This is a genomic window from Pseudomonas sp. EYE_354, from assembly GCF_023148575.1.
Lineage (GTDB): Bacteria > Pseudomonadota > Gammaproteobacteria > Pseudomonadales > Pseudomonadaceae > Aquipseudomonas.
This window is the reverse complement of the sequence record NZ_JAHXNQ010000001.1, coordinates 473,751-494,393: the sequence shown is the minus strand read 5'-3', so window position 1 is coordinate 494,393 and position 20,643 is coordinate 473,751. Positions and strand designations below refer to the sequence as shown.

The 20,643-nt window shown below is 59.2% G+C and carries 29 protein-coding genes; 3 read left to right on the top strand and 26 right to left on the bottom strand.

Features of this window, described 5'->3' with window-relative positions:
- The first annotated feature begins 105 nt into the window (after positions 1-105).
- Positions 106-1,032, top strand: a complete 927-nt coding sequence (locus KZX66_RS02340; RefSeq protein WP_248075755.1) for a LysR family transcriptional regulator — start codon at positions 106-108, stop codon at positions 1,030-1,032.
- 3 nt (positions 1,033-1,035) lie between these two features.
- On the opposite strand, the gene KZX66_RS02335 is transcribed toward KZX66_RS02340, so the two are convergent.
- The 3 genes from KZX66_RS02335 to KZX66_RS02325 all read right to left on the bottom strand — a co-directional run bounded on the left by KZX66_RS02335 (position 1,036) and on the right by KZX66_RS02325 (position 3,096).
- On the bottom strand, positions 1,036-1,398 hold the full coding sequence (locus KZX66_RS02335) for a diacylglycerol kinase (protein ID WP_248075753.1): 363 nt from the start codon (positions 1,396-1,398) through the stop codon (positions 1,036-1,038).
- 75 nt (positions 1,399-1,473) lie between these two features.
- Positions 1,474-2,124, bottom strand: coding sequence for a response regulator transcription factor ErdR (gene erdR, locus KZX66_RS02330; RefSeq protein ID WP_248075751.1), 651 nt, complete (start codon positions 2,122-2,124; stop codon positions 1,474-1,476).
- A 252-nt stretch (positions 2,125-2,376) separates the two neighbouring features.
- Positions 2,377-3,096, bottom strand: coding sequence for a tRNA-uridine aminocarboxypropyltransferase (locus KZX66_RS02325; RefSeq protein ID WP_248075749.1), 720 nt, complete (start codon positions 3,094-3,096; stop codon positions 2,377-2,379).
- 177 nt (positions 3,097-3,273) lie between these two features.
- Here KZX66_RS02325 and KZX66_RS02320 point away from each other — a divergent pair, with 177 nt between their 5' ends.
- Positions 3,274-3,714: a PA3611 family quorum-sensing-regulated virulence factor gene (locus tag KZX66_RS02320; RefSeq protein ID WP_248075747.1), complete on the top strand. Its 441-nt coding sequence runs from the start codon at positions 3,274-3,276 to the stop codon at positions 3,712-3,714.
- Positions 3,715-4,006: 292 nt separating this feature from the next.
- Positions 4,007-5,119 (top strand): TIGR00730 family Rossman fold protein, encoded by a 1,113-nt coding sequence (locus KZX66_RS02315; RefSeq protein ID WP_248075746.1) that lies wholly within the window; start codon positions 4,007-4,009, stop codon positions 5,117-5,119.
- 176 nt (positions 5,120-5,295) lie between these two features.
- Here KZX66_RS02315 and recX read toward each other — a convergent pair whose 3' ends face one another.
- The 23 genes from recX to KZX66_RS02200 form a co-directional block, all read right to left on the bottom strand.
- Entirely contained in the window at positions 5,296-5,763 is a 468-nt protein-coding gene (gene recX / locus KZX66_RS02310; protein WP_248075744.1) for a recombination regulator RecX, read from the bottom strand.
- 8 nt (positions 5,764-5,771) lie between these two features.
- Positions 5,772-6,830 (bottom strand): recombinase RecA, encoded by a 1,059-nt coding sequence (recA, locus tag KZX66_RS02305; RefSeq protein WP_248075742.1) that lies wholly within the window; start codon positions 6,828-6,830, stop codon positions 5,772-5,774.
- A gap of 83 nt (positions 6,831-6,913) precedes the next feature.
- A complete protein-coding gene (locus KZX66_RS02300) occupies positions 6,914-7,414 on the bottom strand; it encodes a CinA family protein (protein ID WP_248075740.1) in 501 nt (166 codons plus the stop codon).
- An 81-nt stretch (positions 7,415-7,495) separates the two neighbouring features.
- Positions 7,496-7,996 (bottom strand): lysis system i-spanin subunit Rz, encoded by a 501-nt coding sequence (locus KZX66_RS02295; protein ID WP_248075738.1) that lies wholly within the window; start codon positions 7,994-7,996, stop codon positions 7,496-7,498.
- Positions 7,984-8,541, bottom strand: coding sequence for a glycoside hydrolase family 19 protein (locus KZX66_RS02290; protein ID WP_248075736.1), 558 nt, complete (start codon positions 8,539-8,541; stop codon positions 7,984-7,986). The genes KZX66_RS02295 and KZX66_RS02290 overlap by 13 nt, the downstream gene beginning before the upstream one ends.
- A 21-nt stretch (positions 8,542-8,562) precedes the next feature.
- Positions 8,563-9,573, bottom strand: coding sequence for a contractile injection system protein, VgrG/Pvc8 family (locus KZX66_RS02285; protein ID WP_248075734.1), 1,011 nt, complete (start codon positions 9,571-9,573; stop codon positions 8,563-8,565).
- Between the two features lie 9 nt (positions 9,574-9,582).
- Positions 9,583-9,795, bottom strand: a complete 213-nt coding sequence (locus KZX66_RS02280; protein WP_248075732.1) for a tail protein X — start codon at positions 9,793-9,795, stop codon at positions 9,583-9,585.
- Complete coding sequence (locus tag KZX66_RS02275; RefSeq protein WP_248075730.1) at positions 9,788-10,171, bottom strand: phage tail protein; 384 nt, start codon at positions 10,169-10,171, stop codon at positions 9,788-9,790. The genes KZX66_RS02280 and KZX66_RS02275 overlap by 8 nt, the downstream gene beginning before the upstream one ends.
- On the bottom strand, positions 10,171-11,613 hold the full coding sequence (locus KZX66_RS02270) for a tail tape measure protein (RefSeq protein WP_248075728.1): 1,443 nt from the start codon (positions 11,611-11,613) through the stop codon (positions 10,171-10,173). Before KZX66_RS02270 ends, KZX66_RS02275 begins: the two co-directional genes overlap by 1 nt.
- Before the next feature lie 127 nt (positions 11,614-11,740).
- Positions 11,741-12,313, bottom strand: coding sequence for a phage tail assembly protein (locus KZX66_RS02265; RefSeq protein ID WP_248075726.1), 573 nt, complete (start codon positions 12,311-12,313; stop codon positions 11,741-11,743).
- 51 nt (positions 12,314-12,364) lie between these two features.
- Entirely contained in the window at positions 12,365-12,871 is a 507-nt protein-coding gene (locus KZX66_RS02260) for a phage major tail tube protein (protein WP_248075724.1), read from the bottom strand.
- On the bottom strand, positions 12,871-14,037 hold the full coding sequence (locus KZX66_RS02255; RefSeq protein WP_248075720.1) for a phage tail protein: 1,167 nt from the start codon (positions 14,035-14,037) through the stop codon (positions 12,871-12,873). The genes KZX66_RS02260 and KZX66_RS02255 overlap by 1 nt, the downstream gene beginning before the upstream one ends.
- Positions 14,038-14,039: 2 nt before the next feature.
- On the bottom strand, positions 14,040-14,213 hold the full coding sequence (locus KZX66_RS02250; protein ID WP_248075719.1) for a hypothetical protein: 174 nt from the start codon (positions 14,211-14,213) through the stop codon (positions 14,040-14,042).
- Between the two features lie 89 nt (positions 14,214-14,302).
- Positions 14,303-14,563, bottom strand: a complete 261-nt coding sequence (locus KZX66_RS02245) for a tail fiber assembly protein (protein ID WP_248075718.1) — start codon at positions 14,561-14,563, stop codon at positions 14,303-14,305.
- Complete coding sequence (locus KZX66_RS02240; RefSeq protein WP_248075717.1) at positions 14,564-15,181, bottom strand: hypothetical protein; 618 nt, start codon at positions 15,179-15,181, stop codon at positions 14,564-14,566.
- Positions 15,182-15,246: 65 nt separating this feature from the next.
- A complete protein-coding gene (locus KZX66_RS02235) occupies positions 15,247-15,777 on the bottom strand; it encodes a phage tail protein (RefSeq protein WP_248075716.1) in 531 nt (176 codons plus the stop codon).
- Entirely contained in the window at positions 15,774-16,412 is a 639-nt protein-coding gene (locus tag KZX66_RS02230) for a phage tail protein I (RefSeq protein ID WP_248075715.1), read from the bottom strand. Before KZX66_RS02230 ends, KZX66_RS02235 begins: the two co-directional genes overlap by 4 nt.
- Positions 16,409-17,404: a baseplate J/gp47 family protein gene (locus KZX66_RS02225; protein ID WP_248075714.1), complete on the bottom strand. Its 996-nt coding sequence runs from the start codon at positions 17,402-17,404 to the stop codon at positions 16,409-16,411. Before KZX66_RS02225 ends, KZX66_RS02230 begins: the two co-directional genes overlap by 4 nt.
- A complete protein-coding gene (locus tag KZX66_RS02220) occupies positions 17,401-17,733 on the bottom strand; it encodes a phage baseplate protein (RefSeq protein ID WP_248075712.1) in 333 nt (110 codons plus the stop codon). Before KZX66_RS02220 ends, KZX66_RS02225 begins: the two co-directional genes overlap by 4 nt.
- A gap of 12 nt (positions 17,734-17,745) precedes the next feature.
- Positions 17,746-18,354, bottom strand: coding sequence for a phage baseplate assembly protein V (locus KZX66_RS02215; RefSeq protein WP_248075710.1), 609 nt, complete (start codon positions 18,352-18,354; stop codon positions 17,746-17,748).
- A gap of 3 nt (positions 18,355-18,357) precedes the next feature.
- Complete coding sequence (locus KZX66_RS02210) at positions 18,358-18,870, bottom strand: hypothetical protein (RefSeq protein ID WP_248075703.1); 513 nt, start codon at positions 18,868-18,870, stop codon at positions 18,358-18,360.
- Between the two features lie 22 nt (positions 18,871-18,892).
- Complete coding sequence (locus KZX66_RS02205; RefSeq protein WP_248075701.1) at positions 18,893-19,231, bottom strand: phage holin family protein; 339 nt, start codon at positions 19,229-19,231, stop codon at positions 18,893-18,895.
- Between the two features lie 591 nt (positions 19,232-19,822).
- Complete coding sequence (locus KZX66_RS02200; RefSeq protein WP_248075699.1) at positions 19,823-20,557, bottom strand: XRE family transcriptional regulator; 735 nt, start codon at positions 20,555-20,557, stop codon at positions 19,823-19,825.
- Positions 20,558-20,643: the final 86 nt, after the last annotated feature.

The following is a 20,643-nucleotide window of genomic DNA, read 5'->3' as shown; positions in this document are numbered from 1 at the left end:
ATGGGTCTGCGCCAGAGGTGAAGTGCGCAATTGCACAGCATTCTAATGGCGGCGACAATATCTGTTAACTGGATTATTAAGATAAGGGTTATCGGTTATATCGATATGCGATTTACTCTCCGTCAACTGCAAGTCTTCGTCGCCGTCGCCCAGCAGGAAAGCGTCTCGCGCGCTGCTGGCCTTCTGGCCTTATCTCAATCCGCCGCCAGCACCTCAATCACTGAGCTGGAGCGTCAATCCAGCTGCCAATTATTCGACCGCGCCGGTAAACGCCTGAGCCTTAACGCCCTCGGGCACCAATTGTTGCCCCAGGCGGTGGCGCTGCTGGACCAGGCCAAGGAAATTGAGGACCTGCTCAACGGCAAGTCCGGCTTTGGCTCCCTGGCGGTCGGCGCCACCCTGACCATCGGCAATTACCTGGCCACCCTGCTCATCGGCAGTTTCATGCAGCAGCACCCGGAGAGTCAGGTGAAGCTGCATGTGCAGAACACTGCCAATATCGTGCACCAGGTTGCGCATTACGAAATTGATCTGGGTCTAATCGAAGGCGACTGCAGCCACCCGGACATCGAAGTGCAAACCTGGGTAGAAGATGAGCTGGTGGTGTTTTGCGCGCCGCAGCACCACCTGGCCAAACGCGGCGTGGCCACGATGGATGAATTGACCCATGAGGCCTGGATCCTGCGCGAACAAGGCTCGGGCACGCGACTGACCTTCGATCAAGCCATGCGCCATCACCGCAGCGCGCTGAATATCCGCCTGGAGCTTGAGCACACCGAGGCGATCAAGCGCGCCGTGGAGTCCGGGTTGGGCATTGGTTGCATCTCACGGCTGGCCCTGCGCGATGCCTTCCGCCGAGGCAGCCTGGTGCCGGTGGAAACCCCGGACCTGGACCTGGCGCGGCAGTTTTACTTCATTTGGCATAAACAGAAGTACCAGACCTCGGCGATGCGCGAGTTTCTGGAGCTGTGCCGCACCTTCACCGCAGGGGTTCAGCGCAGCGACGAGATCGTGCTGCCGAGCATCGCCTGAGGTTTAGATAAGGATTACGACCCACACCAGGGTGATCATGGTCAGTGCCACGAATTGCGCGGCGCTGCCCATGTCCTTGGCGTTTTTCGACAGTGGGTGGCGGTCCAGCGAAATGCGGTCGATCGCCGCTTCCACGGCAGAGTTGAGCAACTCGACGATCAGCGCCAACAGGCAAACCGCGATCAGTAGAGCGCGCTCGACCCGGCTGACGTTAAGGAAAAAACTCAGCGGGATCAGGATGACATTAAGTAGCACCAACTGACGGAAGGCTGCCTCGCCCGTGAACGCTGCGCGCAGGCCATCCAGGGAGTAACCCCCTGCATTGAAGATACGTTTGATACCGGTTTGACCCTTGAAAGGCGACATAGATGTAGGCAACTGAACCAAAGGAGTGGGGAAGCTAGATCACGCCAAGTCAAAAAAGCGTGAATGGGTGGCATCTTAATGCTGCGAAATTGACTCAAGTTGTTGCAAAAGCAACGCCGCCTGCGTGCGCGTACGCACATTCAGCTTGCGGAAAATTGCCGTCACGTGGGCCTTGATGGTCGCTTCCGACACGCTCAGCTCGTAGGCGATCTGCTTGTTCAACAGGCCCTCGCAGACCATGGTCAATACCCGGAATTGCTGCGGTGTCAGGCTGGCCAGGCCATCACGGGCGGCCTTGGCTTCGTCAGACACGTTGATGTGTTCAAACGCCTGGGGCGGCCAGGACACGTCGCCGTCCAACACTTTGCGCACAGCGCTCTGAATATCTTCCATGGCGCTGGACTTGGGAATGAAACCGCTGGCGCCAAACTCCTTGGAGCGCACCACCACGTCAGCTTCTTCCTGGGCCGAGACCATCACCACGGGAATCTGTGGGTATTGCCCGCGCAACAACACCAATCCCGAAAAACCGTAGGCACCGGGCATGTTCAGGTCGAGCAGCACCAGGTCCCAGTCGGATTTTTCGGTGAGGCGGGCTTCCAGCTCGGCGATGCTGGCCACTTCGACCAGGCGGACATCGGGGCCAAGGCCCAACGTCACCGCCTGATGCAACGCACTGCGAAACAGTGGGTGGTCATCGGCTATCAGGATTTCGTATGTGGCCATTGATTAAATGATCCTGTTTTTTATGGCAGCCCTGATGGGTTCAGGGTTCGCCAGTACACACGGCAACGGCCAGGCAGCCATTGCCACAGGGCAAGCTCGACGTCGAAAGCACCTGGAACGACGTCGAAAATTCACGGTTGAGCCCCAATCGGCGCCCAGCATGCCCAGCGTAGCCTGGGGGGTCAAGCACTACGCCCGAGGGCAGTTTAGCGGGTTGCGGGTTTGCAGTGCCATCATGCCAACGTCGTCTGGTTAGACGGTGGGTAGATAGGGCGCGAGTCGAGTATGGACGGCGTCAGTCGTATCCAACGGCATCTGGAACTTGGCGGCCAGGTAATGGGTGCTGAAGACGTCGAGGTAAGCGTCCAGCACTTCGCTGGCGGTACCGTCCGCGGCCAGTTCCAGGCACAGCGCGGCGACTTCGGCGGTGCAAAAATGGTCATCGCGCTTGGAGCGACGCAGCTTGTAGCGCGACATTTGCTCCGGCGCCAGGCTCAACACCGGCAGGTGCTCCAGATACGGGCTTTTGCGGAACATCTTGCGCGCCTCACTCCAGGTGCCATCGAGCAAGATAAACAGCGGACGCCTGCCCTCCGCCACGTTGACCTCGCTGACCACCCGCTCGGGGGACACGAACTCGCCGGGGAACACGATATAGGCTTGCCATTGCGGATCAGCCAGCAACGTGAGCAACTCGGGATCGACCTCGGTGCGCGACCACGCGAACGCTGTGGTGTCTTCGATGACATCGGCGATCAGCCAGCCGGTGTTGCTGGGTTTCATCGGCTCGACATCATGCATCAGCAGGCACATGGCGGACCGAGCCTGGACCTTGGGCCGCCAGGCGCAGAAGCAGTACTCGGGAATCACACGGCAGCCGGGGCAGCGTTCGGCACGGGAGCCGCGATTGACGAACGGCCTGATCGCGCGCGCCAGGCGCTGGGTACGCAGACGGGAGACGGCGTGGCTCATTGGATGCGCCGTAGGGACATGGAAATCGACACGGGGTACTCAGGAAAGGTTGAAGTAGCCGCAGTTTACCAGCGATACGCCTGGCTGTAGTGGCAAGGGCTCACCTATAATTGCGCGCCACTGAACGCACGGCGCAGTGGCTGGTCTATGCACCAGTAACCGAATCAGGAGAGTTTCATGCTGCGTTCCATGCTGCGTCTTGTTGCCCCATCCGTCGCACTTGCGCTGGTCTTGCCTATGGGCGCCCAGGCGGCCTCGCTGCTGGAGGCCCAAATGAACAAGAAACTGCAAAGCGTCGCGGCAGAGAGCAACAAGGACCTGCCTCGGGAAATCGACGAAAAAACCCTGGAAGTGGCCTACACCGTTGAAGGCATGCAACTGATCGACCACCTCAGCGTGCTGCCCGACCGCGCCGAACAGATGCGCGCCAACCCTAAGGCCGTGTATTTCCAACTGGGTCAGAGCGTGTGCCTGAACAAGGGCTACCGCGAGCTGATGGCTAAAGGCGCAGTCATGCGCTACGACATCACCGAGAACAAGACCAACCGTCCGGTGGCCTCGGTCAAGTTTGTAGAGGCCGATTGCCCCGCACCGGCTGCGACGAAGAAGAAAAAGTAACCGCTGCCTGATTATCGCGCGCTGCCGCCCGGTGGCGCGCACTCCGCCGTTTTGACTCCCCTTCTATAGCCAGACTCCCTGTTGAGCGACCAATAAGCGGTTGCCAGGTAAGGGTTTTTCGGCCCATGATCATCGTCATCCCAACCGCTCACTCACAGCATTTTTCATGCTGTTCTGTAACATTTTCAGGGCAAAAGAAGGTTGCCCCTTGCGGCAAGCAGCGACACACGCAGTGTCGTAGCCTCCGGCGAATTTAGTCGGCGACCCGGGCCCTGCAAAAAGGAGACGTTGAATGCCTTACCAACCGAACGAAAGCCTGCTTCAGCATTTTGAGCAGCACGGAACCGACCTCACACAGCAGGTCGAAGCCCAACTCCAGTTGATCGCCCCCGGTAGCGCGAATATCCCTCTGTACCGTGACATGATCCTCACCGTGCTGCGCATGGCCCAGGACGACCGTGACCGCTGGAACGCCAAGATCACCCTGCAAGCCATTCGTGAGCTGGACCATGCCTTCCGCGCGCTCGAACAGTTCAGGGGGCGACGCAAGGTCACAGTATTCGGCTCGGCACGGACACCGCTGGAAAGTCCCCTGTATGCCCTGGCCCGCGAAGTAGGCGCCGCACTGGCACGCTCCGACCTGATGGTAATCACCGGCGGTGGCGGCGGCATCATGGCTGCAGCGCACGAAGGCGCGGGGCTTGAGCACAGCCTGGGATTCAATATCACCTTGCCGTTTGAACAGCATGCCAACCCGACCATTGATGGCACCGAGAACCTGCTGTCCTTCCACTTCTTCTTTACCCGCAAACTGTTCTTCGTCAAGGAGGCCGATGCGCTGGTGTTGTGTCCCGGCGGCTTCGGCACGCTGGATGAAGCACTGGAAGTATTGACCCTGATCCAGACCGGCAAGAGTCCACTGGTACCGGTGGTGCTGCTGGACGCGCCGGGCGGCGGCTTCTGGCAAGGCGCGCTGGATTTTATTCGCAGTCAGCTGGAGGCCAACCGCTATATCCTGCCGACAGACCTCAAGCTGGTGCGTCTGGTGTACAGCGCTGAAGAAGCGGTTGAGGAGATCAACCAGTTCTACGCCAATTTCCATTCCACACGCTGGCTCAAGCGTGAGTTTGTGGTGCGCATGAATCATGCGCTCAGTGATCGGGCCCTTAAGCACCTGCAGACTGAGTTTGCCAGCCTGCGCTTGAGCGGAGAGTTTCAACAACTTGCCTACACCGGTGAGGAACACGATGAGCCGAGGTTCAGCCATTTGACCCGATTGGTGTTCAACTTCAATGGACGGGACCAGGGCCGATTGCGGGAGTTGGTGGATTACATCAACTTGCCTGAGAACTGGGCGCAGGCTCAGGGGAAGTTGCAGCAGCGGGTGGTGCCGGAGACGGTTTGATTGTTTGAGCAAAAAAAGACCCGCTATCTTCATAGCGGGTCTTTTTTGTGGTGTTTCAATTGGATCGGCATTGACGGGATTGGGGCTGCTGCGTAGCTCAGCGCGGGGCAAGCCCGCTCGCTACAGAGCCCACACGCTTACCACGGCAAGTACCTATCTGGTTTTTGTCACACCGCTCAATCGTCCAAGTCTCGACCGCTGAACAAGCGGTTGATCATCTCCATCGAAAATCCGCGATAACTCAGGAAGCGACCCTGTTTGGCTCGTTCCTTCGCATCGATAGGCAGATGGCCGGAAAATTTTCGACGCCAAGTGTCTTCCAACTGTGACTGCCAACTGATACCGCACTCACGCAGGGCTAGATCGATATCGGCGCGTTGCAAGCCACGCTGGCTCAGTTCTTCACGAATTCGCGCCGGGCCGTAACCGGACCGAGCGCGATAGGAGACAAAGCTCTCAAGATAACGGGATTCCGACAGCAGCCCTTCTTCCGTCAAGCGGTCGAGGGCTGTGTCGATCATCTCCGGATCTGCGCCGCGCTGACGCAGTTTACGCATCAACTCGACTCGACCGTGCTCGCGGCGAGCAAGCAGGTCCATCGCAGTGCGCCGAACGGCGACGAGTGTATCCAGTACAACAGTCATCGTTTGCTTCAGATGTCAGTGTCAGCTTCTTCCACTTCTTCAACCGGCTCGCGGCTGGCGGCAGCCTTCACGTCTGGCGCAGGAGTCAGCAGCTTGTCGCGAATCTGCTTCTCAAGCGTGGCAGCGATGTCCGGGTTATCCGCCAGGAACTTGGCCGAGTTGGCCTTGCCCTGACCGATCTTGCTGCCGTTGTAGGCATACCAGGCACCGGATTTTTCGACGAAACCGTGCAGTACACCCAGATCGATCATCTCGCCGTTAAGGTAGATACCTTTACCGTAGAGAATCTGGAACTCGGCCTGACGGAATGGCGGAGCTACTTTGTTCTTCACAACCTTCACACGGGTTTCGCTACCAACAACCTCGTCACCTTCCTTCACCGCGCCGGTACGGCGGATGTCCAGACGGACCGAAGCGTAGAACTTCAGCGCGTTACCACCTGTGGTGGTTTCCGGGCTGCCGAACATGACGCCGATCTTCATACGGATCTGGTTGATGAAGATCACCAGGCAGTTGGCGTTTTTGATGTTGCCGGTGATTTTACGCAGCGCCTGGGACATCAGACGGGCTTGCAGGCCCACGTGCATGTCACCCATTTCGCCTTCGATTTCAGCCTTGGGTACCAGGGCAGCCACGGAGTCGACAACGATCACGTCAATGGCGTTGGAGCGCACCAGCATGTCGGTGATTTCCAGGGCCTGCTCACCAGTGTCCGGCTGAGACACCAGCAGGTCATCAACGTTGACCCCCAGCTTGCCGGCGTATTCAGGGTCCAGCGCGTGCTCGGCGTCGACGAACGCGCAGGTGGCGCCCATCTTTTGCGCCTGGGCAATCACCGACAGGGTCAGGGTGGTTTTACCGGAAGATTCAGGACCGTAGATTTCAACGATACGGCCTTTTGGCAGGCCGCCAATGCCGAGCGCGATATCCAGACCCAGAGAGCCAGTGGAAATAGCCGGGATCGCCTGACGGTCGTGATCGCCCATACGCATTACGGCACCCTTGCCGAATTGACGTTCGATCTGACCCAGGGCCGCAGCCAAGGCTTTCTTCTTGTTGTCGTCCATTAAAGTCCTCACGTAATCAATAAGGCCTGACGGCCAACACCTGTATAAGTAGACAGTATTGTTCCATAAAGATCAGAGATCGCCTACCCCTGATTTTCTATTTCTGCTGCAGCTCGTCGCAACAAGCCCTCTAAGGCGGCCTTTACCGTTTGTCGGCGGACCTCGTCGCGGTTACCGGGGAAGTGCTGGCGCTCGGCCGTGATCTCATCGCCCACACCAAAAGCCAGCCACACAGTGCCCACCGGTTTATCCGGCGAACCGCCATCCGGCCCCGCCACTCCGCTGACCGCCACGGCAAATCGCGCCAGGCTGTTTTCCTGGGCTCCTCGCACCATCGCTTCCACCACTTCCTGGCTGACCGCCCCCACTTTGGCGAACAGTTCCTGCGGCACATTCAACTGCCGGGTCTTCTGTCGATTGGAATAGGTGACATACCCCGCCTCGAACCAGGCCGAACTTCCAGGAATCCGCGTGATGGCTTCCGCGATACCGCCACCGGTACAGGACTCGGCGGTGGTGACGTGAGCATTGAGCACCTGTAAACGGCGACCCAGATCAGCAGCCAGTTGAGTGATTTCCTTCACGTTCGTCTCCAGAAGTGGGTGGGAGTTCGCCTACCCTACAGGAGCAAATCGCTCATGCAAGCGACAGACTGGAACAAGAGATTAGCGGGCAACTGCGCGCACATAGGCCTGGCAAGCACGCAGTGCAATCAATCCTTCGTCGCCGGCATCGGTGATGCCGATAATTCGCTGAGCATGCGCCGGGTCAAGTCGGGCTCGCGTGGCTGCATGAACCACGCCGCCGGCGGGGGCGGTGGCGGGCATAGAACCGACACCACCGGGCTCGGTGGCGTCGAGAAGGACTGACAACCGCACATCAGCAGTGGCCAGGCGGTCGCGCAGAGCAGCCTGGTGACGTTGGGCATCGCTTAACTCCCGAGCATGTTGTTGGTCGCTGGCGCTGAGTTGTTGCTCCAGGGCCAGCCGTTTGTCGTATTCGGCCTGTAGTTGACGCAAGGCCGCCTGACTTTGCTGACTGAGCGCCTGGGCATGGGCCGTTGATTGCCGCTCCATCTGCGCCCCCAACCGCCAGGCCTGCACCTGCCAAGTCAGCACCACCAACAAGCAAGCGCCAATCAGGCGCCAAGCCCCTAGGAAACGCATAACACCGCCTTCGCCCGGCCCCACAACTGCAAGCGGTTTTCCAGGCCATTGAGCCCGCCGTTGATACGTCGGGTGATGGCGGTGAACTGGTCCTTGTCCGCCAGTTCGTTCAGGCCATTGCTTTGCCAGAACCAGGCCGCCGACTCCGCCGCCCATTGGGGCTGCTCCAACAGTTCCGGTTGCCGCAACAAACGATCGTCGCCAAACAGTGCCTGGCTGCACGCCAGGTAATTGCGACGCCCGGTAATCTGGATCAGCCCCCGGCCCCGGTACTGCTGACCGTCGCCGTCGGCCTCGGGGGAGTTGCCCAGGCGGGCGGCCAGGGTGCCGGTATCGTATTTGCTCAGGTATTGATCGCTGCCCAGTTCGCGTACGTGGCGCAGTTCGCCGGATTCATGACCAATTTGGGCGAGGAAGGCGGCGGTGCGTTTGGGACTGTTTATGTCGTGCCGAACAAACGCCGCATTCAGAGCGGTTAAAAAAAGGCCCGCTCTCAGGCGGGCTCCAGGCATCACTTGAAGCAGTTGTGGGAGCGAAATCACCATTGGCTTTACTCTTAAACGTCTTTATATGGACAAGCCACCGGCCGTGATCGAACTGCGGTAGCCCGTTGCCGGGTCGCCCACATGGGTCACCTGGGTGATCGACCATCGCCCCTGCATATAGGAAGGCCAGGACTCATCCAGCAGCAAAAGCCCTTCAGCGGCCAACAGCGGGTTGCCTGGGCAATCGATCATCAGTGTCTGGCCTTCACGCTCGACGCGGCGCAGTTCCGCTTCAGCCACGGCACGCGCTTGCGCTTCGTTCTGGTAACGCTGGCGCAGGGTCTTGAACGGCGCGGTGCCGACTTGCACCACATGCTGCCTACCCCCGGCGTCATCCCACCAGGTGACGCGACTGCCCTTGTATTTCGAGCGGGATGTTTCATCGAGCCTGGCGGTGATGAAGGCGGATTCACCGGGGCGGTTATCCTCGGTGACAGACAATTTCACCTCCGGCAGCAACCGGCCGGAGAGCGAGTTGACCCGCCCGGCCTCAGCCAGTACATACAGTTCATTGATCGGCTTGGTCACTGCGCGATAACACTTGGCCAGGCGAGTGATGAACGCCATGTCGCTTTCGTTGGACTGGTCGATATGAGGAATCGCAATACCGTCCAACGCAGGCGCCACACGCGGTGAATAACCGTGGCGGCTGACCATCTGCCGGAACAATGCCCCCAGCGTCGTCGGCCCATAACTGGCGGAGCGACGCTGGCGATAGCCACTGGCGTCCGCCACGCTGAAGGGCGCAGCCGTCGCCACTATCATCAAGCGCATGGGAAACAACACCGGGGTGCGCTGGGTAATGACGAACTCGCCTTTTTCCACCAGCCCCGACTCCTGATACCCGACCCGCAGGCCGATCTTGCCGCTCAGGCTGGGCAGGCCTTCCAGACCCTCGACATTAAGTGTCAGTTCCAGTCGGTCCGTCTGGATGCCGGCGGCGTCGGTGTGGCTCCAGTGCATCAGGCGTTGGTTGAGCAGCGCCGCGTTGGCGCCGTAGAACTCCACGATGGGCGTAAATCCCTGTGCCATGCCGCCTCCTCAATCCCAGGCCGAAACGGGACGCACGGCTGCGGGCCGTGTCGCCAGTTCAGGGATGACCACCCACACGCCGGCCGGCAGCACCGGGCCATATTCGGCAAGCTCGGGGTTCAGCCGCCAGAGGGCTTCTTCCGCCGCATCATCGCAACGGCCAAGTTCGCGGTAGAGCAGCAGGTTGACCGAATCACCGGCAATACTTCGTACCCTACGCATTGGCGAATTCCTCCAGTTCAAGGGTCCAGGCCATAACCATGGAGGTGCCGTCATCAATCACATTGCTTTGGTTTTCCACCACCGAATTGATCCGCCACAGGCCCCAGTTGCGGCCGATGCCATCGACCAGCGGCAACGGCGCCCGGGCGTTTTGCAAGGCGCGCAGTTCGTCCAGGCGCTGCATGCCCATGGCGTGCATCGCCGTGCCGCCGAACGTGAGTTTTTCCAGTTTCTGGCCGTTCTGGCGTGACTGCGACTTGCTGGCAATGATCGTCAGGTCGGCCCAGCCACCATCGCTGTTGCGCACCAGTGTGGAATACGCGAAGCCTCGGGACAGGCCAAAAATAAAATCGCCCAATACCATTTGTTGTCGCATCAATCACCTCCTGGTGGGTCGGCCAGTGCCGCGTTGCGCCGGATGCCGAGGGTGTCGGTGACCATCGGCATGCATTGGAATTGCAGGGCCTGGATCACCTGGTTGACGACTTGCTGGGCATCGGCCGGGTTAATGCCGGTGATCTGGATGCTTGGCGCGATCGTGACCTGCACGTGTTCGGTGCGGGCGGTGTTGAGTTCCTTGCTGACGGCATTGGGCGCGGGCAGACGATCATTTGAGCCGAACAGCTTGTCACCCAGCCAGGTGCCCGCCTCGCCGCCGAGCAAGCCACCGATGACACCGCCTACGGCGGTGCCGACGCCAGGGAAAATCATTGTGCCGATGGCGGCGCCTGCCGAGGCGCCCGCCCAGGTGCCGCCGGCAGCGCCGAGGCCGGAGGCAATGGCTTTGGTATCGCCGGTGCGCAGGCCTTGAACAACGTCGTAGGCCGCGTCGGCGTACCTCAACGGGCCAAGACGGCCGGCGCCAGTGGACTCCAGCCGGGTCATCGCAGCGGCCAGGCGGGACGTTGGGGCATGAGGCGTAGTCGCTGCAGGCGTTGGGCGTGGCAAGGACACTGTGATCGGAACGGGCTTGGGCGGCAGGCTACCGGCACCACCCGGCCTCTCGAACGGCCCCCGCTCCAACGCGTCGATCAAACCGAGTGGTTTGCCTGCGTTGCCGCTCACACGCTGAGCACTGCTCAGGGCACTTTGAGTCGTCGCTACGGCCTGAAAGCCCACCCGCGATGAGTACCCCGCGCCATTGCCCAACCTGTCCGACGCGGTTCGCAGCCACGTACCAAGCTTTCCGGTTTTTTTGCCAGAGGTTTTTTTCTCTTCCGTGCGGCGATAGTCAGATGGCAGGTAAATGCCGGGGCTGGCCGGGCCTGGAACAGGTAAGGCGGGGCAGCAGCCGCCCTTGCTTTTATCGTTTTTAAGCCATTTACCGGCGTTGGGAAACCGCTCGGCGATGGCATCTACCGCTTTGCCAGAGACTCTGCTTTTGGCCGTATCCCACAGACTGGTGAGCAGTTCCTTCCCGACAAATTTCGCGGCAGTCGCGCCGTACTCCAGGCCCTTATCCGTCCAGGAGCCTGTCGATGAAGCAGGCTCTTTTTGCTGGTTTTTCTCAGGAATCGACGTGGCATCAACCGTCTTGGTTTCCAGCGAATGACCGTTAATGAACAACGTACTGTTAAGCGTCTCCAGCGTCTCGCGCAGCCGCACTTGCTCCAGTGTTAACGCATTGAGGTCGACACTGACAGTGACCAGCGCTGAGCTGAGTTGCGACTGGGGCTCCGGCGGTGGCGCGGCATCCAGGCCCACAGGCGCGGCGAGGCCCGCGTAGAACGGCGCCAGCACATTGCCGAGGTCGGCATCGCCCATCAACCAGCGCCTATCTTCCTGGGCGAGCCTGGTCGCAAATTGAGTCTCTTGCATCCCGCTTACTCCTGTTTAACGCCAAGGCGAGTGATCGCGATGTCGTAGCGGCGCAATGCTTTTCCGGCGTTCCAGTCGAGGATTTCCGCCTCATTGACTGCGTAAATCAGCGGCACCACATCGAGGATTACTTCGATGTCGCGCTCCGAAAGAAGTCCGCCGGTTGATTTAAAAAATCGTCGATACGCTCCTGCAGTTCCGTCCAGTCGGGCACCGTCAGGCCGGCCAGGTCGGGGATCATCAGGCCGGTGCAGTGGGCGGTAATGAACTCGGCGCGCTCTTTATTGGTGGCGAGTTTTTTCATCACCTTGGTGGCGCGCAGCGCAGGCATTTCCAGGGGCAGTTCGGTCCAGGTGCGGCCGGCCGCGTCAAGGGGCAACAGCAGGTCGACGGGCTGGTCTTGCGTCGCAGCTTCGGGCGCTTGCAGGAAGAACGACGCCGGGCGCGTAGACATTTCGTGTACGTATTGGGCGATGCTGACGTAGTCCGGGCGCTTGAGTTGGTCGAGTTCTTTTTCCGACAGGCCGGTGGCGAGTTTCGCCAGCTCGAAAAACTGGTCGTCCTCGTCATCACCGGCCCGGGCCAGCGCGTCTTTTTGCGCGGCGTAGTACAGCGGTTTGAGTTGCACCTGCTCGATCGTCGCGCCGGTGTCAGCGCTAATCGGGGACAGCAGGCGGTGCAGCGGTGGCATCCAGGCCATGGGGCAATTCCTTGATCAAGTATGGGGGCGAGCGAGCCCGCCCCCGAGGGGTTACGGCATCAACACCGCGCGGCGGGCGTCGCCCAGAATGTCGACGCCATTGAGCACGAACTTCTGGGTGCGCACGTCAATGTCGATCACCGAAATGCCGTTCTCCAGGCGGTTGTAGGTGCGGCACGACAGCTCCAACGTGGTGATGGCCTTCTCGCCCATCTTCAGCTTGCCTTCGCTCAGCGATTTGAGCCTGCCGCCGACGGTGTGGTAGGTGAAGTAGGTCTTGCCGTCCTGGTCCTGACCTGCTTCACGCACGTTCAGCAGGATGTCGTCGCCCAGGCGCACGCCCAGCGCCAGCATGATTTCCGGGCCTGCGCCTTGCAGGATCAACGTGGCGTTGAGCACCTTGCCACTCTTGGCCATTTCCTCGGCGATGAAGCGGCCGCCGGACATCGGTTCCATCTCGAACTCGATCTTCGGCGGAGTGAACTCCTCAACGGTCGCGGACAACGGCAGACCTTGAAGGGTGGCCGCAATGGCCTGTCTGACTCGGTTGGTAAACATTAGAGAACGTCCTCCAGGAACTGCTCGATGATTTCATCGCGGGCATTGAGTTGATAAACCATGTGTTCATTCGGCGCGTAGCGGCCATAGTCGATGACAATGAACCAGGTGCCGTTCTTGTACTTCTCGACACTGTTCAATTCCGGGTGCAGGTACACGCTGCCGCCGGGGATGGTTTCGTCGGCGACCAGGGTTTGCAACCAGTCATTGATGCGCTTGACCTCCTGGTCCATGAAGGACTTGGTGAGGTTCTTGGCCATGGCCTTCTGGCCGGCCTTGACCAGCTTGCGGCTGATGGCATCTTCCAGACCGACATAGCTGAGGAACTTGCCGGTGATCGAACGGTTACCCAGCAGTGAGAAACCGCCGAGGATGGTGCGGGCGTAGTAGCTCACGCCGTAGCGGTTGAGCAGGTCGCCTTCGGTGGAGGTGTCGAGGATGTTGTACTCGACCACGCGGGAAACGTCCTCGGCGAACGTCACCTGGTTGCCCGGGCCTTCCCACTGCTTGACCTTGGCCAAGGCTGCGATGGCCAGCGAAGATGGCGACAGGAACACGTTTTTCTTCGCTGCCTTGGAATACACCGACGGCATGTTGTGCACCAGCAGGCAACGGTCGAAACCGAGGTCGGCACCGCCCAGTTCGCCACTGTAGGTCACTTGGTCGGCCACCGAAGCGTCCTTGCCATCCAGCACCACACGGGCTTTGATACGTTTGCCGAACGAGGCGAACTCGCCGGCCACGGCCTTGGTGCCGGTGAAGCCTGGGGCACCGATGATGGTCAGGTCTTCCGGGACACTGCTCAGGGCCGCCAGGCCCAGTTTACGGCCGGTGACGGGGTCGTTGCCGCCGATCACATTGTTGATCGTGTCGGCCGCCGTCGCGCCCTCTTCGACGATCACCACGTAGACCGGCACCTTCACCACTTTGAGAATCTGGTACACCGCCTGGAACAAGGTGCCCGACTCGGTACCGGTAGGGTCCAGAAGCGCCTGGGTGGTGAAGCTATTGATGCGGAACGGCGCGTTTTTCGGGATCGATGCATGGGCGTTCGGTGCGGTGCCGACCAGGCCGATCACGTTATCGCCCAGGCCACCCATGGCCTCGGGGGATTCGGTGGCATTGACGGTGATGCCGTTGTGCTCGAAGTTCAAAACCTCAGCCATGGTTATTCAGCCTTCTTTGGGGTGGAGTTGAGGACGCTGGTCAGTTCCAGACGGCCGGCGGTGCGCAGGGCGGATGCTTCGACGTCCAACAGTTCGAGTTCCTCGCCAGCGGTAGACCAATGGCCATTGCCGGTGGGGAATGGGATGAGGACGGTGTAGGTTTGGCGGTCAGGCATGAGTGGAATTCTCCGGGTAGAAAACGCCAAAGCCCCTGCGGGAGGGGCTTTGGGGAGGCGAAAAAAAACCGCTTTCGCGGTGACATTAACTATTTAAGGAAGCCAGGCTTTTCCGGCCATATAACTGCAAAGGGGTCCCCTACATCTTGCGGCACGTCTCGCAACAATTTGCGATATGCAGCGGCCTGAGCACGCTGGGCGTCACTCAATGGGCTGTCCTGAACTTGGGTGTGATCGGTCTCGCGTAATAGCCGATCACGACGAACGCGAATGGAAGACCACTCCAAGAGTTCCAAGCCTTCCTTACTGGGAATGAGAGATGGAACAACATCCATGGAAATTTCGTTCATTTAGAAAACCACCGTTGGTGAAAGAGAAAGCTTAGAACTTATATCCCCGAGCTTAATCGAGCGATAGTGGCCAATCTGCATGGTATCAATTCGTAGCGAAGTCACATACACATTGGGAATCTTGATCCTGCAAACTGCGTTACCGGCGGCATCGGCATAAATAGCCGGATCGAATTTACCAATGCATGACTGGTTAATGACGGCACGCTGCGGCGCATATACATAACCTGCGAAGGTTTCATCCAGCACCAAAGAACTACCGTAACTATATCCACGAACATTCAACCAAAACATCTGATCATCCGTATTAATAGAAAAAGGCAATTTAAAATGAACATACACATTCAGTGAGGAACCTAAATCAGTCGCGACCATCCCACCTGTTGCGCTGACGTTATAAGGCGCTCCCGTTCCCCATATCAGCCCTTGAAAGACGCTCATCAGCAATGTTCCAGGCGCCCCTGCCTCGCCTACAACATCCTTGAGAGCACGAAACTGATCAAACTCCGCACGTGCCTGATCCATTCGTATGTCGATAGCGCCAATTTTTCCATTTACAGTATTTGTCAGGTTATTTGAAGCCTGAACCAAATTAGCAATTTGCGTTTCCGTACTCAAAATACTCTCCTTTCACTCTATTTTAAGACCATTAAAAACTTAGAAAAATCACAATACAGCCCCATCTATTTGCGCTCAAGCTTTACAACCCTAAACAGCACATCAAGATGACGAGCCATATTATCGATATTGGCTGCCGCCACAGACGCCAACTCCTCAGCAATTAGAACATTAAGATTTTCAACCCCCACCACAATCGTCACGCTCTCCGCCGGCAACGGCGAAACATCCAACGTGAACTTCTGCAGTACCCGCGCCGCCGCCGCTTTATACGTCAGCAACTTTCCTGCCACGGAATACACCGCCAGCAACGTCCCGCTGGCGAGGTAAAACCCGAACTCGCCAATCTCATACTCACCGTCGCCATCAAACAGCGCGGCCATCCTGAGTTGGCGGTCGCCCAGGTCTTCGTAATCCACAATGGCGACCCGTTGGCGCTCGTCGCGCAAGGCCACTTCCGTGCCGTCTGGGTTGTAACGGCCGGTACCGGCGCCGATGTGGGTGATTTCGCCCTTCAAACCTTGATTTTTAGCCTGCAGCACTTCATCCAAACCCTTGGAGGTGAAGCGCACCAGGCGCGTAATGTCATCTGTCATGGCTGCGCCCTGAGGTCGTAGTCGTTAATGGTGCAGTGCTGGGCAACCCCGGCACTGTTAAGCCGAGCAACCAGCGCCAATTCCGGCAAGGCACCGTTTAGATACAGCTCTGCGTCGATTAATGGCGGATGGAGAACTTGCGTGAACGCAAGCTGAGCTTCGGTTTCGTGAACGATGGTGATCGTCGCCTGATCCCGCTCACTCTTCGCTGCATTGACACGGCGGATCAGCCGATTGTGATCGCCACTGGACCAGTAGCGCCCGATGATTGCCTGCACATCAAAGGTGTAGGGCATGCCCAATGGCCGCTGCTGATACCAGGCGCTGATGTTGGGAGTGAAGCCCAGCGACTCCACCGCATGACTCAGCGCCTTGGGCGTACCCGCCTGGCGCTGGATCTGCCAGGACAAGGCCACGGTCAGGCGTTTTTCTGTCTCGCTGGCGTCGGCGTCCCATTCGCTGACACCCCGATCTGCAGCCAGGTAAGGAAGAAACTCGGTCGGCGTTTGCAGCGGGTTCATCAGCGCCGGAAACGGCGGTACAACCCGATCCAGCAACGTGCCAAACCCCATATCCAACGCTTTCTCCAACGGTGAGCTGTTGGCCGGCAACAAACTCGTTTCAGGTTTACTCATAGCGTACGCACCTCCACCTCGACACCCGTGCAATACGGGGCCTGGAACGCGGTGCCGACAATCGGCTCCAGCGGTTCAAGGATTTGCAGCTGCGCCGCGCCGGCGCTGTGGATGGCGTAGTCGATCCAGCTCGGATCCACCCGCCCTTCCAGGCGATGACAGGACTCTGCGTAGCTTCGCAGCAACGCTTGGGCTGCGGCCTGAGTCAAACCCGAATCCGGGCCGGCATTGATCCTGGCGACCACGCGAATGTTGTAGCGCAGGATCTGCGCCCCTTGCACGGTCACCAGATCGGTCTCTGGTCGTACATCCGGCCGTGCGAAATGTCGGCGAACACCGTCAAGCAAATCCGCAGATGGCGTACCGTCGCCCTCACGAGAAAGCACGGTGACCATGACTTCACCAGGCGCGGTACGCCGGCCATTGCCATCCTTGACCTGCACTGCGTAACCATCTGGATCGAAGGTATAGGTAACGGTCACTACGCCCGGTGTGGCGCTTTGCACTTTCACCGCCGGCCGTTCCCCCAGGGTGAAAACCTCGCGGCGATACTGCATGCGCGAGCCCGCCGCAGGGGCATGCGGCGCCAGGTAGTAGCGCAGACGGGCGTCGTCGTCGCTTTCCAGGGTCGGCGGCACCGGTGGGAAAGCCGCCGGGTCACCGGGGTCGAAGACTTGGCGCTCCAGGCCCATATCGGCCAGGCGTGCATCCAGATTGCTGCCGGTGGCCCACCAGGCCAGCATCTGCTTGATACGGGCGTTGTATTGGCGTTCATGGGTTTGCAGGCGCACGCAAAAGGCTTCCAGGGCCAGGGTCAGCAGTTCGCTTTCATTGTCGAGGCTGGCCTTGAGTTTGGTTGCGCTTTGCGGCGCTCGGGTGGCGACGTAATCGACGACGAACGCCTTGAATTCGGCCAATAACGGTTGGAATTCATCGACGGTAATGAGGGCCGGCTCCGCCAGTTGGTTCTGGCCTGGGATCAACATGCTCATGTCACGACCTCGAAGGATTGTTGGCGGTTTTTCCAGGTGCCGGCGAACCGCAACAGCAAACCGGCTCCCTGGCGGGTAGCAACGATGACCTGGGGTTGAAAATCGGCGATGCCGTTCTGCACGTTATAAAACGCCTGGGCAGCGTGGCTCTGGGCGAGAATCAACAGGTCATCGCCGAGGTTTTGGCCGAGCAGTTGGGGGATCAGCGAGCCATACAACGGGCGCTTCTGGCGAGTGCCCAGGGGGGTGGTCAGCGCTCGGGTGGCACGCTGTACAAATTGCAGCCAGTCGTCGACGGCTGCCCCGGTGTTTCGATCGATGCCGATCATGGGAGGTCCTTGTCAGGGGCTGATGACGCGACCTTGGTGGTCCACCATCGGGCCGCTGAAGTGCGCGCCGCTGGCATCCAGTACCAAGGCGGTGCCGCCGATTTGCAGGGTGAGGCCCTGAGCGTTGATCGTGAGGCTGGCGGCGCCGACCTTGGCCTCGACATGTTCACGAGAGCCGGTGAACGTGGTCGGGCCATTGACCCAGTTGAAGGTGTGGCTCGCGTCGTCGTAGTCGCTTTGCGTGCCGTCCTGATGGCGTCGCCGGGTCAGCGAGGCAACGCTGGAAACGGGTGGAAAAAGGCTACTGTTGAGGCCGAACAACGCCACGGATTGAGCGCCGCCTTCCCCACCGCCATAGTTGAGCAACAGGCATTGTTCGCCGACCGAAGGAATGCGGGTTTCGGTCTGCGCACCCGCGCTGGGGTTGAAGAAGCGAATGGCCGGGGTAAGCAAATCACCGTGGCTGACCTTACAGGTGTTGCTGGCGGCATCGACCTGCTGGCAAACGCCAATCCGGCAGAAGCTTTCAGCACGTCGGTACAGGTCTTCGAGCTGGGCTTCCATTTCTGCCAGGCGCTCGACGATCGGCCCCAATTGCATACGCAGCAATGCATCGAACATGGGCTACTCCCCAAGTGGCTTGTATTGATCAGGGTCATCGATGTTCGAGACGTCCCAGGTGCTGGCGAACAGGGATTGGCCTGTAGGGTCGTTGAGCAACACCGGTCCGATGTAGAGCGTTTGAGTGAAGGAAACCGTCCAGGTGTCGTAGTCCCTTTCTCCGGCAGCCTGCGAAGACGGAGCGGCAACAATATTCGTCGGCAAATCGCACTGGGCCTGAGGCAGAGTCCAACGGTTATCCAGCACCAGATCCATCAGTTGGCTGGCCAGGTCGCAGGCCTCAAACGGCAAGGCCCCTTGCGCCACCATGGCCGTAAGCGAAATCGCCAAGGCATGCGCCTTGCGCCCTTCGCGGGAGCGAATCCCGGGGCCATTGCCTTCGACCGTGACCAACACGCCAGTTTTTACCCCATCGCCCTGGAAGTCCTGGTGACTGCCGACCTTCAGGTCCGGGAAGACGGCGTGCAGCGCCTCAGCAATGGCTTGAGGCAGTTGAGATGGCTTTTCGAGCGTCATTTGAGTAGCATCCTTGCAACAGTTACTGCGGATCCTGGCGGGAGCCTTCGGCGAGCCCGATGCGCTTGGCCGCCCAGCGCTCGTAAAGCCCGATAGCCACATCGGCGCCAGCCATGGCGGTCAGGCAACCAATGGCACCGGCCGTCCAAATCGACATGCCCGCGGCATAACACAGCATCAAGGCTGAAACGCCGCAGACCATGCAGGCCCCGGACCGCAAGGCCAGGCGGCGGATCAGCGACCACCCCCGCGCGCCTTCTTTGTCTGCACGCCACATTTCTCCCGACACCCCGCCGATGACTGCCAATACGACGACCAGCCAGATAGGCATTTCCGCTAACGCTTGCTGTTCATTTGTCATGTCACGCCTCCTGGCTGAGCACTAGATAGTCCATTTTTTCATTTACACAGGCTTCGATAGGTAGTCATTCCAAAAAGCCCGGTCGCCCGGGCTTTTCAGTAATGATGTCCTCGGACTTTCGGCGCTACTGGCGCGGTACGGTCCTTTCCTCAATGTTTTTCCGACCACGATCCCTGTCTGCCGAATAACTGCTTCTGGTGCTTTACGCTGCACACCCGGGTCAGTTGCCAACCCTCTGAACCGTCAAGGCCGGTTCATCGCTGCCTGTTTTTGAAGCGGTACAACTAAAGAGCGTCGGCGTCCTTGCCGGTGTTGCCTGGCATCCTTGCCACCGCTTCGATGGCGTCCTTGCCGATGTTGCGTGCCTTCCTTGTCTTCCTCGACAGCATCCTTGCCGCCTCCACCAGACCTTGTTGGCCGGCTTGAGATGAAGAATATGCATGAATGCATATACAGTCAATGCATTAATGCATTTATTTTTACCTAAAAATGCACTAATGCATTCAAAGCCTTGCCGGCGTGGGGTTTGGTGTTTTCTACAGGCGAAAAAAAAGCCCGCTTCGTTAGCGGGCTTCGTCTTACAGAAGAAGATTAGCGAGCGTACATACCCCACCAGAACACATGACCAAGAATGCTGATCTGCTCATCCTGAATCTCCTGAAAGCTGTAGTCCTCGTCCGGATGTTCGTCGCGATTGAAACTGCGCAGGCGTATCCCGGAAGGCAGGCGATAGAGCTGTTTGACCCGCAATTGGCCGTTGTGATTGATGGCATACAGGTCGCCATCGACGATGTCACCAATCCCACTCTTGCCAGCATTGACCCCGACCGTCGCGCCATCGCGCAGCACTGGCAACATGCTGTTGCCTCGGACCGTCACACACTTGGCCTGGTCGAACTGCACACCGTTATGCCGCAGGCTGCGTTTTCCAAAACGCAGGCTGGCCTTCTCGCTTTCCTCGATGACGAATCTTCCTGATCCAGCAGCCAATTCAACCTCGCGCAGAAAGGGGATCGACACCTCGTCATCATTAACGGGGGTGTCGTCGTCCCACAGGCTTATGTCCTTGAGTTCCGAATGCATCGGGTCACGCCCTTCTTCGCGCGCCCCCCCGAGCGACGCACGCCCACGCAGTTGGTCCGTGCTGACGCGGAAGTACTCGGCGATACGCGAAATATGCTTGTCCGATGGATCAACGATCTTGCCGCTGAGGATCCGGGACAGCGTGGATTGAGGCACGCCGGTGCGCCGGTGAAGCTCCGTGGGGGAGATCCGGTCGCGGTCCAGCAGCTCTCTTAGGACGATAGAAACGTTGCGTTTTTGCATAGCGCGGATAGTGACGGGACTTTTAAGCTCTGGCAAATGCTAAATTGCATTAAACATGCATTATTTATGCACTTGCCATGCCTTTT

What these genes read in the sequence shown, in the direction of transcription:
- KZX66_RS02340 (WP_248075755.1), top strand. Translation starts at nt 106, where the DNA reads ATGCGATTTACTCTCCGTCAACTGCAAGTCTTCGTCGCCGTCGCCCAG.
- KZX66_RS02335 (WP_248075753.1), bottom strand. Translation starts at nt 1,398, where the DNA reads ATGTCGCCTTTCAAGGGTCAAACCGGTATCAAACGTATCTTCAATGCA.
- erdR (WP_248075751.1), bottom strand. Translation starts at nt 2,124, where the DNA reads ATGGCCACATACGAAATCCTGATAGCCGATGACCACCCACTGTTTCGC.
- KZX66_RS02325 (WP_248075749.1), bottom strand. Translation starts at nt 3,096, where the DNA reads ATGAGCCACGCCGTCTCCCGTCTGCGTACCCAGCGCCTGGCGCGCGCG.
- KZX66_RS02320 (WP_248075747.1), top strand. Translation starts at nt 3,274, where the DNA reads ATGCTGCGTTCCATGCTGCGTCTTGTTGCCCCATCCGTCGCACTTGCG.
- KZX66_RS02315 (WP_248075746.1), top strand. Translation starts at nt 4,007, where the DNA reads ATGCCTTACCAACCGAACGAAAGCCTGCTTCAGCATTTTGAGCAGCAC.
- recX (WP_248075744.1), bottom strand. Translation starts at nt 5,763, where the DNA reads ATGACTGTTGTACTGGATACACTCGTCGCCGTTCGGCGCACTGCGATG.
- recA (WP_248075742.1), bottom strand. Translation starts at nt 6,830, where the DNA reads ATGGACGACAACAAGAAGAAAGCCTTGGCTGCGGCCCTGGGTCAGATC.
- KZX66_RS02295 (WP_248075738.1), bottom strand. Translation starts at nt 7,996, where the DNA reads ATGCGTTTCCTAGGGGCTTGGCGCCTGATTGGCGCTTGCTTGTTGGTG.
- KZX66_RS02290 (WP_248075736.1), bottom strand. Translation starts at nt 8,541, where the DNA reads ATGGTGATTTCGCTCCCACAACTGCTTCAAGTGATGCCTGGAGCCCGC.
- KZX66_RS02285 (WP_248075734.1), bottom strand. Translation starts at nt 9,573, where the DNA reads ATGGCACAGGGATTTACGCCCATCGTGGAGTTCTACGGCGCCAACGCG.
- KZX66_RS02280 (WP_248075732.1), bottom strand. Translation starts at nt 9,795, where the DNA reads ATGCGTAGGGTACGAAGTATTGCCGGTGATTCGGTCAACCTGCTGCTC.
- KZX66_RS02275 (WP_248075730.1), bottom strand. Translation starts at nt 10,171, where the DNA reads ATGCGACAACAAATGGTATTGGGCGATTTTATTTTTGGCCTGTCCCGA.
- KZX66_RS02270 (WP_248075728.1), bottom strand. Translation starts at nt 11,613, where the DNA reads ATGCAAGAGACTCAATTTGCGACCAGGCTCGCCCAGGAAGATAGGCGC.
- KZX66_RS02265 (WP_248075726.1), bottom strand. Translation starts at nt 12,313, where the DNA reads ATGGCCTGGATGCCACCGCTGCACCGCCTGCTGTCCCCGATTAGCGCT.
- KZX66_RS02260 (WP_248075724.1), bottom strand. Translation starts at nt 12,871, where the DNA reads ATGTTTACCAACCGAGTCAGACAGGCCATTGCGGCCACCCTTCAAGGT.
- KZX66_RS02255 (WP_248075720.1), bottom strand. Translation starts at nt 14,037, where the DNA reads ATGGCTGAGGTTTTGAACTTCGAGCACAACGGCATCACCGTCAATGCC.
- KZX66_RS02250 (WP_248075719.1), bottom strand. Translation starts at nt 14,213, where the DNA reads ATGCCTGACCGCCAAACCTACACCGTCCTCATCCCATTCCCCACCGGC.
- KZX66_RS02245 (WP_248075718.1), bottom strand. Translation starts at nt 14,563, where the DNA reads ATGAACGAAATTTCCATGGATGTTGTTCCATCTCTCATTCCCAGTAAG.
- KZX66_RS02235 (WP_248075716.1), bottom strand. Translation starts at nt 15,777, where the DNA reads ATGACAGATGACATTACGCGCCTGGTGCGCTTCACCTCCAAGGGTTTG.
- KZX66_RS02230 (WP_248075715.1), bottom strand. Translation starts at nt 16,412, where the DNA reads ATGAGTAAACCTGAAACGAGTTTGTTGCCGGCCAACAGCTCACCGTTG.
- KZX66_RS02225 (WP_248075714.1), bottom strand. Translation starts at nt 17,404, where the DNA reads ATGAGCATGTTGATCCCAGGCCAGAACCAACTGGCGGAGCCGGCCCTC.
- KZX66_RS02220 (WP_248075712.1), bottom strand. Translation starts at nt 17,733, where the DNA reads ATGATCGGCATCGATCGAAACACCGGGGCAGCCGTCGACGACTGGCTG.
- KZX66_RS02215 (WP_248075710.1), bottom strand. Translation starts at nt 18,354, where the DNA reads ATGTTCGATGCATTGCTGCGTATGCAATTGGGGCCGATCGTCGAGCGC.
- KZX66_RS02210 (WP_248075703.1), bottom strand. Translation starts at nt 18,870, where the DNA reads ATGACGCTCGAAAAGCCATCTCAACTGCCTCAAGCCATTGCTGAGGCG.
- KZX66_RS02205 (WP_248075701.1), bottom strand. Translation starts at nt 19,231, where the DNA reads ATGACAAATGAACAGCAAGCGTTAGCGGAAATGCCTATCTGGCTGGTC.
- KZX66_RS02200 (WP_248075699.1), bottom strand. Translation starts at nt 20,557, where the DNA reads ATGCAAAAACGCAACGTTTCTATCGTCCTAAGAGAGCTGCTGGACCGC.